General features: G+C 62.3%; 12 protein-coding genes. 4 read left to right on the forward strand and 8 right to left on the reverse strand.

Going from position 1 to position 13771, the window contains the following annotated elements:
• The first annotated feature begins 40 nt into the window (after nt 1-40).
• The gene (locus ACX5I4_RS08855; protein WP_461836341.1) at nt 41-1210 is read left to right on the forward strand and encodes a hypothetical protein; all 1170 of its coding nucleotides are present in this window, start codon (nt 41-43) and stop codon (nt 1208-1210) included.
• A 239-nt stretch (nt 1211-1449) separates the two neighbouring features.
• Nucleotides 1450-2430 (forward strand): hypothetical protein, encoded by a 981-nt coding sequence (locus tag ACX5I4_RS08860; RefSeq protein WP_461836342.1) that lies wholly within the window; start codon nt 1450-1452, stop codon nt 2428-2430.
• 76 nt (nt 2431-2506) lie between these two features.
• Here the strand turns inward: ACX5I4_RS08860 and ACX5I4_RS08865 are convergent, their stop codons facing one another.
• The 3 genes from ACX5I4_RS08865 to ACX5I4_RS08875 form a co-directional block, all read right to left on the reverse strand.
• Nucleotides 2507-3352 (reverse strand): abortive infection family protein, encoded by an 846-nt coding sequence (locus ACX5I4_RS08865; protein ID WP_461836343.1) that lies wholly within the window; start codon nt 3350-3352, stop codon nt 2507-2509.
• A gap of 6 nt (nt 3353-3358) precedes the next feature.
• Nucleotides 3359-3901, reverse strand: coding sequence for a type II toxin-antitoxin system Phd/YefM family antitoxin (locus ACX5I4_RS08870; protein ID WP_461836344.1), 543 nt, complete (start codon nt 3899-3901; stop codon nt 3359-3361).
• Between the two features lie 141 nt (nt 3902-4042).
• Nucleotides 4043-4723, reverse strand: coding sequence for a hypothetical protein (locus tag ACX5I4_RS08875; RefSeq protein WP_461836345.1), 681 nt, complete (start codon nt 4721-4723; stop codon nt 4043-4045).
• Nucleotides 4724-5644: 921 nt separating this feature from the next.
• On the opposite strand from ACX5I4_RS08875, the gene ACX5I4_RS08880 reads away from it, so the two are divergent.
• Together ACX5I4_RS08880 and ACX5I4_RS08885 are read left to right on the forward strand one after the other, a co-directional pair.
• Nucleotides 5645-6460 carry an IS3 family transposase gene (locus tag ACX5I4_RS08880; RefSeq protein ID WP_461836346.1) on the forward strand — a complete coding sequence of 272 codons (816 nt, stop codon included), beginning with the start codon at nt 5645-5647 and terminating at the stop codon, nt 6458-6460.
• A gap of 133 nt (nt 6461-6593) precedes the next feature.
• Nucleotides 6594-7694, forward strand: coding sequence for an ATP-binding protein (locus tag ACX5I4_RS08885; RefSeq protein WP_461836347.1), 1101 nt, complete (start codon nt 6594-6596; stop codon nt 7692-7694).
• Between the two features lie 907 nt (nt 7695-8601).
• Here ACX5I4_RS08885 and ACX5I4_RS08890 read toward each other — a convergent pair.
• The 5 genes from ACX5I4_RS08890 to ACX5I4_RS08910 form a co-directional block, all read right to left on the reverse strand.
• Nucleotides 8602-9255 (reverse strand): YoaK family protein, encoded by a 654-nt coding sequence (locus tag ACX5I4_RS08890; protein ID WP_461836348.1) that lies wholly within the window; start codon nt 9253-9255, stop codon nt 8602-8604.
• Between the two features lie 376 nt (nt 9256-9631).
• Nucleotides 9632-10126, reverse strand: a complete 495-nt coding sequence (locus ACX5I4_RS08895; RefSeq protein WP_284990454.1) for a cupin domain-containing protein — start codon at nt 10124-10126, stop codon at nt 9632-9634.
• A gap of 202 nt (nt 10127-10328) precedes the next feature.
• Nucleotides 10329-11111, reverse strand: a complete 783-nt coding sequence (locus ACX5I4_RS08900) for a creatininase family protein (RefSeq protein ID WP_461836349.1) — start codon at nt 11109-11111, stop codon at nt 10329-10331.
• Nucleotides 11108-12457 (reverse strand): FAD-binding oxidoreductase, encoded by a 1350-nt coding sequence (locus ACX5I4_RS08905; RefSeq protein WP_461836350.1) that lies wholly within the window; start codon nt 12455-12457, stop codon nt 11108-11110. The genes ACX5I4_RS08900 and ACX5I4_RS08905 overlap by 4 nt, the downstream gene beginning before the upstream one ends.
• Nucleotides 12458-12551: 94 nt before the next feature.
• On the reverse strand, nt 12552-13748 hold the full coding sequence (locus ACX5I4_RS08910) for an ABC transporter substrate-binding protein (RefSeq protein WP_461836351.1): 1197 nt from the start codon (nt 13746-13748) through the stop codon (nt 12552-12554).
• Nucleotides 13749-13771: the final 23 nt, after the last annotated feature.

Here is a 13771-nt window from a genome sequence, read left to right on the forward strand (position 1 = left end):
TGTTGCGTAATCGGTCCGGGCTCACTCCTAGAGTGTCCTCATGACCGATCACATGTATGCCTGGCTTCCTGAGCGCCATCTCGGGGTCGCCGCGACACTTTCGCACGCCGACGAGCTAATCGGACAAGTCGCAGATCTGCTTTTCGACTACCAGACCCAACCTAATGGTGTATTCCAGCTGGCGGAGGTGCCCGTGGACCGGGTCAGCCAAACTATTGTGGAAAGGGTGGCTCCGATCCCGCGCAAGGTGCCGCTAATCGTGGCCGACGCATTGGTGGCGTTACGTGCGGCGCTTGAGCACACATTGTTCGCTGAGGCAGAGTTCCTCGACGGTGCGCCGCTCGATGAGAAGGCTGCCAAACTGGTCGAGATGCCGGCTTCGGACACGTATGAGAAGTTTTCTGAGTGGACGAAGAAGCGCGTTCGGAATGGCCCGCCATCGCTACGCGCCGGTGGCGAGCTGGCTCGTCGGATTGAAGCCTTGCAGCCCTTCCATCGGCAGGTACAAGCGGACCATCACCCGTTGGCGCGGCTTGTTCTTCACACGAACCATGCGAAGCACAGGACACCGGCGATCACGGCTGTCAGGCTGGCGGCCGTGCTCAGGGATGACCAGAAGCCTCGCTCGCTGCGCGACTATTCCCCTTTGCCGGAGGAACCGATGCGCGTGGGGGACGTCATCGCAGAGACTCCACTGGGTACCAGAGTTCCGGTCACGTTGTTTCCGACCGTGGGGATCAACAGGCCGGGCACGGATCGATGGCCGGTCCTGATTAAGGAACTTGCGGAAATCTCGTCTTGGGTCCGCACACAGGCGGTGCCACGCCTAATTACGGGTGCGGAACCGCCCGAGCCCGCGCTTCCGACTCGGTACGAAATCGCCGTCGGTCACGAAGATGAGCGCAGCGCAATCTCGGTGGGCTCAGCGACAAGCGCCGTGGACCGCTATCAACTGCGTCTCGGCGCAGCCTCAGCCAGGGAAGAGCTGGCTGACATGATCAGCACGATGGCTGGAGCCCCGAATAAGCAAGAGATCGCGGGTTGGCTGGGCCACCTGACCGACATCGAGGTGATGGAAAGGATGAGGCGGCTGGAAGCCACTTTCACCTACGAGCCCGAGATCATTCTCCGCAACGCCCTGGTCTTGAACGGCCTGCGCGATGAGGCACTGGCCTTCGCCCGTGAGGCTCAGTCTGTCGTTGACAGCTGAGGCAGCCCATGACGGAAGAAGTATGGCCAATTCAAATGGGTTGTCCCCGGACGGGTTGGTGACGATTCCAGATCCCAGCCTCGACGGGTATCTTTCTGGACGCTGCGTACTGCGTCTACGAATGGCATCGTCGTTGCCTTCCTCAATGAAAACTCCGGTAACGATCACCTTTCAAAAGGCAGTCGGCCACGATGACGTCCGGACACTAATGCGAGGGCGGGACAAAGCAGTTTGGAGCCGTGAACGAGATGAACGCGGTAGAAATGACTCCACATGCTTCCGAGACCGTGACGGCGATCTACGAGCTGCCTGTTCCCATTTGGGTGAGCTGTGCAGCTTTGGGAGGGATCTCTAGTTCCGGGTACGGCAGAGTCCAGTTTGATGTTGCAATGCCGGAGGTCCGTCCTCCCGTTGGCGGGCCTCCGGCGTTCGAGGGCATTGAGGTCCCCGAATGCCTCAACGGGGAGGTGGTCGCGTGGACCACAGAGTACGCGGCGCACGTTCCTGAGGAGTTTCAACCTGCGACCGCGTTACGCCGATTAGTGATCACATCGGTCGAGGCTCCAACCGATACAGGCCGAGCATGGAGGAGGCCTGAGCAGCAGCTCGGAGAGATCATCAAATTCTGGTTCGACCGAGTACGCTCTTGGGCAGAGATTTTCACGGGGCAGGATCTCGACCCCGGCCATCGGGTCTACGATGCGGAAACGCTCGGGGCCGGGCTGACGTTCATTGTTCCACCTCACGAAGGCGATCTGGGTGTTCAACTCACCACGCGTCGCATACGGCCGGTCACCGCTGCAGAGTGGCGATTTATTCTGGCCGCTGTCCGTGACGGTAAGGAGCCTCCGCTGGAGCGTCTCCTTATTCGTGACGCGAATGCGGCATATGCGCGAGGGCTTTACCGGCGTGCGATCATCGACGCCGCGGCGGCGCTTGAACTTACGCTTGTCCGGGTTCTGGAGGAGCGAATTGAGGAGCTTCCACAGCGACAACGTGACCGCCTGGAGGGCGCAACGCTGGGCGTCTGCATCAACATCGCGAGAGTCTCCGGGTTCGAGTTCGATGTGACTTTCGAGGACCTGAAACGCCTGAGTGAGGCACGCAACAACGCCGTCCATCGGGCTCAGGCACCTGACCACTTCGTTACCGTCAGTTTGCTTCAAGTGACTGGAGACTTCATTCAGTCCTCCGTCCGCATCAGGGGGCGCATCGACTGATACGGATTGAGACGGCTTTCCGCCCCTCAATCCACTCCCTGGCACACGCGAACGTAACTACGCTCGGTACCCGTGATCAGGATGCCGAGCGACGCCAAGGTGCGTCCGGATCTGCCAGGGTCTCCAGCATGAGCTGGCACCAGACCTGCGCCGCTCCGACGACCAGACGCGCATGTCGAGGGCGCACCCAGCGGGGCACCTCCTCGGCTCCGTGGTCGATGCCGACGTTGTTCCTGAGCTCGGTCACGCTCTGGGTGAGCGTGACGAGGGACTGCAGGGCCTGGCGGAGCGCTTTGTCTTCGTCGCTGACGGACTTGGCTGCCAGGCCGAGTGATTCCTGTGCGGCGTTGACCAGGGCCGGCACCTTGGCTGCGCGGGTGTAGGTTTTCCCACGGGCGGTGAGCACGCATTTGGCGGTCGATTCGATCAGCGCTTTGGCAGTGCTCACCGCCAGCCGAGGATCCGTGTCGACGCTGTCACCGAGCCGGCGGAGATGATCATGGATGGACTGCGGATCGGGCAGAGCGTTGAGCGCGTGCTCTGTCAGCTGCGCCCCGGTACGGCCGAGTCGTACGATGCCTGTGGTCCCGTCGACGTCAAAGCCGTCTTCACGAAGAATCCGGCACCACTTGTCCCTCAACCCGTCGTCGGTGCCCCAGCCGTTCGAATGATCCTGGGTGATCTTCTGCAAAACGTCGCTGAAGACCGCGGTCAGTCGCTGCGCATCAGCGGAGCTGTTCAGGTCCAGTGTCACGAGGTAACGGCGCATTCGCTCCCGCCGTGCGCTCTCGTCGTTCTCCCGTGGCTGCGGTGGACCAAGCGCGATCCCCCGGTCGTCGAACAGGGCATCGATCTGGCGCAACGGAATCTCGGTCAGCTGATCTGCGAGCAACCGCATCACGCGTGGGGTGAATGATCCCATGGGCTTCTACTTCGCCTCACTTGAGTCGTGCTTCTTCAGCACGTGTAATGATCCCGTCGTCGGCCGTCTGAACGACTTGGACGGGCGTCGGGGACGCTCGACCGCGGTCTTATCGTCCTCATCGATCCACTCGACCGGCTGCGAGCCCAGTCCTGCGGCACTTGCTGTGGCCGTCTCGCGCCAGCTGGTGAGCGTAGCGATCGCCAGGTGAGGTTGTTGCGTAGCGAAGGAAGCCCGCGCAGCGTCGATGACCTCCCGAGCGCAATCATCCCGATCTTCGGCCTTGAGCGCGTACATCCAAGGGAACCGGCTGGCGATGCGCTCAGCCAGGATGCCACCCTCAAGCGCAGCAGCAAGGAGCGTGTCCGCGAGGTCCAGGAGCTCGGCCCGGGCATCGGCCTCACGCTGGGACATCAGCACTAGGGCCTCGCCGTCGCGCCGGGTCACCGTGACCGGGTGATCCTCCGCCTCCGCGAAGACCTCTGCAGAGTGCTTGCTCAGGTCCGAGGACCGCCGAGTAGCCGAGGGTCGGACGACGGTGATTGCCATGGTTCGATCGTATTCGGAACGTGTTCGGAAGTCACGAGTCGGGAGGCTCCACCATGCGCCTCCCGCTCTTGGACTCCACGATGGGGGAGACCTAGCAAATCGCAGCCGGTGGAAGACAACCCACTTCATGCCTCCAAGGGGTCAGTGCTGGTCCTCGGTCGCACGCTCGAGATACTCAGTGGTCCAGTGATTGAGGTATCGTCCTTGTTCATTTTTGGGGTGCCACAGCTTGTGGATCGTCGGCCGGTCTATGATCGAGCGACGCACCGGCTCCAATGCATCGACGACAATCTGTCCAAGATGCGCGAGGATCTGGATCTGGCCGGTCGAATGCCCCAGAAGCATTGGCGACATGCTGCTCAGCGTGGGCTCGCCAGGCTCTTTCGGTTTGCCGAAGTGCACTCCGCCCTCGACATGAGCGTAGTAGCGGATCACGCTCTTTACCGTGAGGTCGTCGGTTTCGGCTACGCCGATGACGGTCCTGAGGAACTCATCAAGTGGAATGCCTGGCCAATCGGCCTCGCCGACGATCTGTTCGCCGCCAATCCCAAAGTAGCGGCTGAGTCCTTCATTCGCCAACCGGTCCTCGAACGCGCTCCATGACCGAATACGGAACTCCACAGGAACTTCTGCACGCACGGCAAATACGGTGTCGAGCAGCGAGGTTCCGTCAATCAGGAGCTTGCGCAGCAAAGGTGCGATGCCCAGCAGCTCGTACCGTGTGCGCGACGTGGGTTCCTGGCTTCTGCGGCGAATATCGTCGAGGGTTTCGGCGAACAGCCACTCGGCGAGGATCATCTGCTCACCGATGTCCCGCGCCATTAGGCGATACCCCAATCGTCAGAGGCAATAGTTGTGTGCGCTGAGCTGATGGCCGAGGCGAGTCCTCGTACGGCTCGCTTTTCACCCGCACCGTTGCCATGTACAGCTCCTCTCACCAGCCTTCAGTATCGCACCGCCTGCCACGCGTAGTTCAGCGGCGATGTTCCATCTGTCAGGGTGCGAAGGCTTGTTTACGTTCATCAATGTGGGAACCTCACCAGCAGGTTTCTGCTCATAGACCACTACACACTTAACTATCTGGTCGACGAAGACCCTCCACTGGAGGCGGCAGCGCGGCCGTGATGCTCCGTCACGCCTGGACTTCCCATCGAGAGAGGTCACCTCCAAACGAGGTCGACTCGTTTGGTGTCGACTCCGCGCCGTCCTCGGTTACTGGCTGTCACGGGCTGGACGAAGGGGAGCACCAGCGCGCCGATGACTTGCCGTTGGGGGCTGCCCCCGGTTTTGTTGACTCCTTGACCTAGCGAGCTGGGGGCGGAGTTCCGCCAGGATGTTATTGATGTGGCCCGCAGGGGCGCATGACCAACAACGTTGACCGCGTGAACATCCAGACCAATGAAAGTAGGCTCAAACATAGCCGGGACCTCCCAAACCTCACATGTGGCACTACCATTGCACCCCCCCAAGGACCCTCGCAGGCCACAGGAGCCGCGAATGGCAACCCACGGACCTGTGAAACAGAAGGCCCCGGCCCCTCATTCTCCCGGCTGAACCTGCCGTCCGGGATAAGGGCCATCACCGCCGGGAATAGGTCCTGAAGCGCCTGTCCCCGGATCAGGGCGAGCCGAATCACCTCAAGTCGGCGCTGCAGGACCGCCCGGCGAAAATGGACCGCCCCGGACGGGCAGGTAACCCGTTCCACTTCATATCGTCTAAGGAAATGAGCCAAGTCAGGTGGCGGTGACCTGCACGGTGTTGAAGTTCAGCAAGCAAGGCTACTACCGGTGGAAAGCCAGCCCGGTGACGGCCCGGGACTGGGAGGATGGGCACCTGGTTAACGCCGCTCGGGACATCCACGTCGATGATCCGGCCTTCGGATACCGTTTCATCGCCGACGAACTCCCCGGAGAAAGGCTTCACGGCGGGCGAGAACAGGGTCCAGCGCTTGTGCCGGGACCATGGCATCTGGTCCGTGTTTCCATGAAGCGTGGCCTGTACCGGAAACCGGGACCACCGGTTCGCGATGACCTGGTGGAGCGGGACTTTACCGCCGCGGCGCCGAACGAACTGTGGCTGACCGACATCACTGAGCACCCCACTGCCGAGGGGAAGCCCTACCTCTGCGCAGTCAAGGACGTCTATTCCGGGAGGATCGTCGGGTACTCGATGGACTCGCGGATGAAATCCTCGTTGGCCGTCGCCGCACTGGAGAACGCCGTGCGCGCACGCCGCCCGGCCGGAACGGTGGTGCATTCGGATCGTGGATCCCTGTTCCGGTCCCGCCGCTTCGTCGAATCGCTCCGGCACCACGGGCTCGCAGGGTCGATGGGCCGGGTGGGCGCGTGCGCGGACGACGCCGCGATGGAATCCTTCTTCTCGCTGCTGCAGAAAAACGTCCTGGACCGCCAAAGCTGGCTCACACACCAGGAGCTCCGGTCTGCGATCACCACCTGGATCGAAAGGACCTACCACCGCCGGCGACGGCAAAGACGCCTCGGAAAACTCACGCCAATCGAATATGAAACAATCAACCGGACCGCGCTCTCAGCGGTTTAAGACCCCGAGTCAACAAAAGCCGAGGCAGTCCCGTCCGACCAGTTTACGTTCATTATTGCCGCAAACGGTTTGCTGGTTGGTAGGGTGATATTCACAGGATTCATAAGATTCATCGACATTCACAGGAGCAGGTGTGGAGAACCCTTTTCGGCCGACGGCTGGGGCGACGCCGCCGGATCTTATCGGGCGCGGCGGAGTGCTCGACGAGTTCGCCTATGGTCTGCGGATCGGGTCGGGGGCGCCGGGGCTTCTGACTATCTTCACCGGGGCGAGGGGGATCGGCAAGACCGTCATGCTCGGTGCCGCCGAGGACCTGGCCGTGGCCGGTGGCTGGGCGGTGGTGTCCGAGACCGCGACCGGCGGATTCCTGGGCCGTATCGGGGAGGCGATGCGCAGGCTGACGAACGAACTCGGGGACGGGCCGACGGGCCGGCGGGTGACGGGGGTGTCGGTGGCGGGGTTCTCGGTCACGACCCAGTTGGCCCCGGAGGAGCAGGTCGATTGGCGGGCGCGCGGAGCGGTGCTTTTGCGTTTGCTGGCGGAGCGGGGGACGGGGTTGGTCATCACGGTTGATGAGATTCATGCGGCGGACCGGGCCGAGTTGTCCCAGCTTGCCGCGGATGTCCAGCATTTCATTCGCGAGGGCCTCCCGATCGGACTGATTTTCGCGGGTTTGCCTGCCGCTGTTTCCGATTTGCTGAACGAGGGAGTGGCCACGTTCCTGCGGCGCGCTGACCGGATCGATCTGCATGCGGCCTCGATCGCGGAGGTGGAGCGCTCGTTCGGGGAAACCTTCGCCGCGGCGGGCGTCGCCCTGGACGGTGAGCTGGCCAGGGTCGCGGCGGAGGGCACGGGCGGTTATCCGTTTCTGATCCAGTTGATCGGCTATTACCTTTGGCAGGAAGCCGAAAAGGCCCCGGGCGGTCTGGATGCCGCCGCCGTCGGCCGGGCGGTGACGGCGGGCCGGCGTCGGAACGAGCGGGTGGTCATTGAAGCCGCGCTGTCCACGACGTCCGGGCGGGACCGTGATTTCCTGCAGGCCATGGCCGAAGATCCCGGGCCGTCGTCGACCGCTGATATTGGCAGGCGTACCGGGATGCGGCCGAATGCTGTTGGTAACTACCGGACGCGGTTGATGGATGCGGGTCTGATCGAAGCGGCAGGTTACGGGCTCGTGGACTTCGCTATCCCTGGACTGCGCGAATACATGACCGCCGGCCCGGCCAGCAAATAAGCCCCGCGGCCGGCAGAAGTTCAGATCTCCCTAGGCCATAAGTTGGCATTCACGAGGTGTTGACAGTGTCAACACTTTTTCCGTCGGACTGGGTCGTACATCGGCCGGTTTGGCTCGGATTGCCTATGTTTTCTGGACTTCCCTTTGTTTGCAAGGCCTGGAATGCGGTTCGAGTCCCACCTTGGGCACAGCATGACCCCTCGTCAGAGGGGTTTTTGCTTTAATGTGTGGACATTGACCCTTCGCGGGTTCCTCTGACGCTGTTCGCGGTCTGTGCCAGGCGCCGCGGTCGCCTGTTCGGTTGTGTGGGTGGCGGTATCAGGGTCCTGGCTTGGGGGTCTTCCGTCTGCTGGAATCTAGGGGTATGGGTCGTCCTTTCTGGCTGTAGCGGTGGCCAGTTGTTGGCCTTTACTCGTTCATGGTCAGGAGTTGTGGTGACGACATGACCAAATCGAAATAATCTACGAGGATCTTCCTCGAATAACAGTCTTCGGCGAGCGAGGTAGAGGGCGCCAGTGCGTGTTTGTCCGGCCAAAGGGGGTGTTCACATTGTGCACACCTTTGTGCACTGCGGCTTTTTGACCTGCATCTAAATCCCCCTCCGGGCTCTGCCTTCGCCAGTTCATGCAGGTCTCTGTTCCGGTCGACATGACTTTGCGGCCCGGATCATAGGTTCTTGTCGGACGTTCCTGTCATCGGGCACCTCTCATGGCATATCTGTTGCCGGCGTACGATCCGTCGACAGAGTTAAGGTGTGTGGGATCCGGACTCTTCTTCCCTCAACGAGTCATCACGGTCAATGGCGGTAAGGGCGGCTTCGACATGACTATCTCAAGGCGCTCTCCGACCGTGCCAGTTCCGCGGGCGCTCCCTCAGGCGCTCATGTTCATTTCCCGCTCCAGGAGTGTCAGTCCGTTTGGGCACCGCTAGATCGCCCATTCCACCTGAGGTGTCCAGTGACAGTCATCCCTATCGTGAGGCAGCTTGCCGCGGCCATGGCCAGGACTAGATGCACATGCTGTAGTGCCGCTCCCGTCAAGGCTCCGGCGAGGATGGCAGTTACTGCGGCGAGCCTTCGATTCCACACTCGACCCTTCGGCCGGCCGACCAATGACTCCCCCGCGAAAGAGACCAGGGTCGAAGTGACCACGACCGTCGTCATGTCACGCACGGCGAGCCTCCGCGCAACGCAGGCCTGGAGTCCCATCTCGAAGGCCATGGCCGTCGCGAATACGTTCTTCTGCATGGGACTGAGTTGCCCGTCGAACAGCCAGGCGGCCGCACTTACTGTCATGAGTATGAGGCTGGAAGCCCCCAGAATGGCTGACACCCGCCAAGTCCATCGGAGTTCGGGACCGCGCAGAACCCACCCGGCACCCGCAGCCCCTGCGCTGAAGCCTGCCAAAGCGATCAGCGGGCCGAATAGAGGTAGGCCCGAGCTCCCGGCCAAAGCCATGCCGATGATGACGATGTTTCCGGTCATATTGCCGACGAAGACCTTGTCGAAGCCAAGGTAGCCGACAGCGTCTCCGACGCCCGTCGCAAATGTCAGGACGATCATCAGCCAAATTTTGAGAGCCTCACGATCGGCGTTATTGGAGGAGTTTTTCGAAGTCTGAAGAACAGACAATATGTTCAGCCTTTCGGGACGGCGATTAATCTACCTCCGCCAAGTGGAAGAGGCCGCTGGGGTCAGGGACTCGCCCTCAACAGGTAGCGGGTGGGGTTCTGATAGAGGATGATGGCGGCGTAGCGGGTGGCGAAGGTCGCAGATTCGCTCCTTGAGTCGGACGAAATCCGGGAGCCCGTTCAGTGGCGGTTTGGCTGGCAGCATCCACGCGCGCGACCAACGGCGGGACATGCTGCCCACGATCAATTCGGGTCAGGTTTTAGATTTATCGCGGTGAGATCTTCGGCTTGCTTAGCCCGACCCGGGCTCAGACATGTCGTTGTCCATGAAGCGGGTCGGCGACCACTTTGCCGATTGGGGCGAGTCCGACGAAGATCGCGGCCTTGTCCGGTTCCTCAAAGTCAACCGTTCGCCCCGATGTGACAAGGTCTTCGAAGCCTTTCTTCATGGACCCCATGTCGTTTGCCATTATTGTCACCGCATACAGTCGCTCAGTCTCTGAAGTGTTGCGGATGTGATGTACGGATCCGCTTGGAAGTATTAGTACGTCTCCCGACTTGATGGAGACCGTGTGCTCGTCGCTTACGGCTTCGCCTTCACCGTTGAGGATGATGAAGATTTCAACGGAATCCGAATGGGAATTGGCCGGCTGCACGCCCCGTGGTTCCCAGATTTCAAAGAAGGCGCTTGTCGGAGAGCCGTCGGACGGCCCGGTTAGCGGTACGAGCTTGACGGTGTCGCCTGGAGAAATCGCGTGTGCGATCAGGTCGTTTAGGTGCTTGAGGATTGGCGCATCGGCCATGGGGTCCTCCTTCAGGTCATCGAGTGCGTTCTGCAAGCACCGCGTCGGGTTCGGTAGTGAAGCCAGAGCACTGCCGCATGCGCAGATCGTGGCATTAAAGGCAGCAGGGGTTGATGTGGTAGCTGCTTCATCGACGAGCGATGCTCACTTCACGGCGCAGTTGGTCCGCTGGCCGACGGCCGGAAGGTCACGGAAGAAGTGATCATGCGTCATCCCCGGCCAGCCGGAAACGAGAGATTTCATCCAGCGCCGCGGCGGCTTGGGCGACCGCTGCCTCGAAGAGGGCAGCGCCGTCGGCTGCGTTGGCCCACCTCGGATCCCCCACCACCCCAATGGGACCGAAGTCGTTCGAGAGCCAGCCAAAGCTGACGGGTTTGGAATGGAATCCAATGTAATCCGCTTCGGCTATGTGGGCGGGTACATTCCGCTCCGCGAGTGACGTGTCCACCAGGTCGGGGCGGATGTGCATGATGAGCGAGGTTTCGGAGTGGCCGCCGTGGATGCCGAGCCCGCACTCTTCCTCTGGCGGCTCCACGCCGTCGGCCGATGCCCGGACTCCCATTAGAAAGGTGTTGAGGCCGAAGCGGCGGCGGATCTCCCGCAAGGCCACCTGCAGGAGCGCCACATTGCCACCGTGCCCGTTCAGGAACACCAGCGTCCTGGCCGGGGTGGAGGCCACGGACCGGCCGATGTCGATCATGGTCTTCATCATCGCGTCCCAGCTGAGCCACACGGTTCCGGGGGCCCAGGCGTGTTCGTCCGATTTGGTGTAGGCCAGGGTCGGCAATATCCAGGCGTCGACGCCGGCGGCAGCCGCGTGCTCTACGGCAGCGTTGCCCACCGAGTCGGCCAGGAGGTAATCGGTTATCAGGGGCAGGTGCGGGCCGTGGTGTTCGATCGCGCCCGTGGGCACCACGATCACTGACGATGGTGAGAGGATCGAAGCGGCGGCGGGGCCGGAAAGTTCTGCGAGTTTGCGGCTCATAGCTGGGCCTCCACCGTCATGAGGCCGTGCGGCTGTTCTTCGTCGTTGATGAGCTTCCCGGGGTTGAGGAGCCGGAAGGGGTCGGTCACCGCGGCGAGGTCCTTGGTTCTCTGGACCTCGAAATCGACGAACCATTGATGCGGGTTGTGGACGCGCACTCCAAGGTTCTTGAGCCGCTCCAGGCCGGCCTCCACTTCGGCCTTGCTTTCGTAGCGCCCGGCGAGTTGGCCGATCGGGTAGTCGCGTTGTGCCTCGATGTGGAGCATTCCGCCGGGGTACACGGCGTGGACCTCGTCGATGCGTTCAATCAGGGCATCGCCTGCCACTTCGACGTGGAAATAGGTGTCAGGGTGCGCCTTCTGCAGCCACTCGATCGGATGATTGTAGGAGATCATGCTGAGTTTGATGACCGCCTGAGGGCCTCCCCGGACGACTTCCACGTGCCCGCCCGCCCGTTCGACGAGGGCGGTGGCAGCGGGCAGGGCGGCCACGTCCAGGATGGCGCGCAGGCTGGCCCGGCCAGCCGGGATGGCCGGGTCGACGGGCAGCGCGGCGGCGAGCATCGGCAGGTCAGCCGAGACGAGGCGCGGCGTCGGCGAAAGTTGCCCGAGTTCGCGGATGATGGAGAGCGCCCCCTCGAAGGCCGGGAAGCTCGCGTAGAAGGCGCGCCATTCGCGCAGCGGTTCGAGTTTGACGGTGGCGCGGACGATGATGCCGGCGGTGCCGTAGTTGTGAAGGTAACTTTGGGCGTCGGGGCCCTCGACGTGGATTAGCTCGGGATCGGCGACGCCGTGGACGACGTCCAGCGCGATCACGAAGTCCCCACCGGCGATGACACCATGCTCGATGGAGCCGGTGCCTCCGGACCCGCCGGAGAGGAAGCCGCCGATGGTGCTTTGGGCCGTGGACGGGTACATGAGCAATTCCTGGCCGGCGGCGCGGGCTGCTGTTTCCAGCTGGATCATGGTGGCCCCGGCTTCCGCCGTGATGTAGCCGTCCCCGACGTCGAGAATGCCCTTCGCCCGCGATACGTCGAGGACGAGCCCGCCGGGCATCGGAATTGCCTGGCCGTAGTTTCCCGTGCCCTTGCCCCGCGGGGTGATGGAGACGCCGTGGCGCACCGCCGCCCCCACTGCCTGGACGATCTCATCGGCCGTAGCCGGGAAGGCGACAAGGTCGGCGAGGCCCAGCGGAAGCTGTTCCATGATGACGGGTGAGAGCTTGGCTCCGTCGATCGAGGCCTTCTCGCGCATCGCAAGGTCGGTGGTGACCCCGCGTTCGCCCAGAATGCCGCGCAGCTCCCCGGCCAGCGCGTCGATCGTTGTTTGAGGGTAGGTGTAGTTCATGATTGCCACTTTCGTTATGGAAAGACCGCAGCAGGCGCCGGCCGCGCTGTCGAAGGCACGGCCGGCTGCTGGTCCCGCGTTGCTGTTTTCGGGGCTATTTCAGGCCGATTGAGGTGTCGATGTACTTGTTGGTGTAGATGTCTTCGGCCGTGAGGCCAGGTTTGGGGGTGCTTCCCGGCTTGGTGAAGAGCGGGACGGATTGGTCGAGGATCGTCTTCACCCGATCGGCGTCGAAATCGCCTAGCGTGGTGTTGTTGCCGTTGCCCACGATCTTCTGTTCGATCATGGTCTTCACGGAGAAGTCGGCGACGCCCGGGGAATAAACCCAGCCCGTGTTGAATTTCGTAACCAGGTCAAGGATGAGGCTCTCAACGGGCTTGGGATCCTTGAAGAAGTCCACCTCTGCCTGCTGGAGCACGGGCACAAGCTTGGTGAGGCATCCGCCCAGCTTGGATTCGTCGGCGGACCGGACGGAGACGGCGGCTTGGTAGATCTTCCATCCCGTGTCGTGGATGAGCTGGTAGGCTACAGGCTTCTTCCACGCCGACACTTCGTTTTGGTAGATGTATGGTTCGGCGCTGGCGAAGCCCTGCTGGGCGTCTTTGCCGCCGCCGGCGACGAAGTTGGCCGGTGTTCCGTCATAGCTTCCGTCAAGTACCTTCTCGGAGAGGATGCCCTTCGCCGTCATGTATTTCATCCAGCTGGCGCTGCCGAAATAGCGCACGACGCCGTCGTTTGCAGCAAGTTCGGGGCCGAGTTCAGCAATTGTCTTGGCCTTGTATGTATTGGGGTCCCACATGATCATTTGGGGGTTGATATCCATTGGAGCGAACACCGCCTTTGTGGGCATCGTCGCGGAGAGCTGGACTGCTGCGTCGGTGTTGATGTAGCCGAGGGTGATGGCCGGGTCCTGGTACATCTGGGACGCCACGCTTTGGAAGCCGATGGCGGGACCGCCGGAACGGATCTCCACATTGACGCCGGTGGACTTGCCGCCGGCGTAGAGGGGGCCGGAGACGGACTTGTTGCCAGCGTCGATCGTGGGGTTGGGACCAAGCAGCTGGTAGAGGTGGCCGTGTTCGCTCTCCGGGTTCCAGTCGGTCTGGATCACGACGTTGGCCGGGCAGCCGGCGGCCTTCAGGTCAACCGAGCCGATGGTCTGGTCTGCCGCGCTTGCAGCAGGTGCGGTGGCGTTCGAGGTGCCGCAGGCGCTGAGCGTGAGCGCTGTGAGCGCCGCGACGCCGGACAGGAAAATGGCGCGGGTTGAGGTGCGGGATGTTGGGCGTTGCATGTGTCTCCTCAAGTGGGAAAAGT

Source organism: Arthrobacter sp. MMS24-S77, from assembly GCF_054888235.1.

Coding starts and splice junctions, on each gene's coding strand:
- ACX5I4_RS08890 (WP_461836348.1), bottom strand. CDS start 9,255: ATGATCGTCCTGACATTTGCGACGGGCGTCGGAGACGCTGTCGGCTAC.
- ACX5I4_RS08895 (WP_284990454.1), bottom strand. CDS start 10,126: ATGGCCGATGCGCCAATCCTCAAGCACCTAAACGACCTGATCGCACAC.
- ACX5I4_RS08870 (WP_461836344.1), bottom strand. CDS start 3,901: ATGGCAATCACCGTCGTCCGACCCTCGGCTACTCGGCGGTCCTCGGAC.
- ACX5I4_RS08875 (WP_461836345.1), bottom strand. CDS start 4,723: ATGGCGCGGGACATCGGTGAGCAGATGATCCTCGCCGAGTGGCTGTTC.
- ACX5I4_RS08905 (WP_461836350.1), bottom strand. CDS start 12,457: ATGAACTACACCTACCCTCAAACAACGATCGACGCGCTGGCCGGGGAG.
- ACX5I4_RS08910 (WP_461836351.1), bottom strand. CDS start 13,748: ATGCAACGCCCAACATCCCGCACCTCAACCCGCGCCATTTTCCTGTCC.
- ACX5I4_RS08865 (WP_461836343.1), bottom strand. CDS start 3,352: ATGGGATCATTCACCCCACGCGTGATGCGGTTGCTCGCAGATCAGCTG.
- ACX5I4_RS08900 (WP_461836349.1), bottom strand. CDS start 11,111: ATGAGCCGCAAACTCGCAGAACTTTCCGGCCCCGCCGCCGCTTCGATC.
- ACX5I4_RS08855 (WP_461836341.1), top strand. CDS start 41: ATGACCGATCACATGTATGCCTGGCTTCCTGAGCGCCATCTCGGGGTC.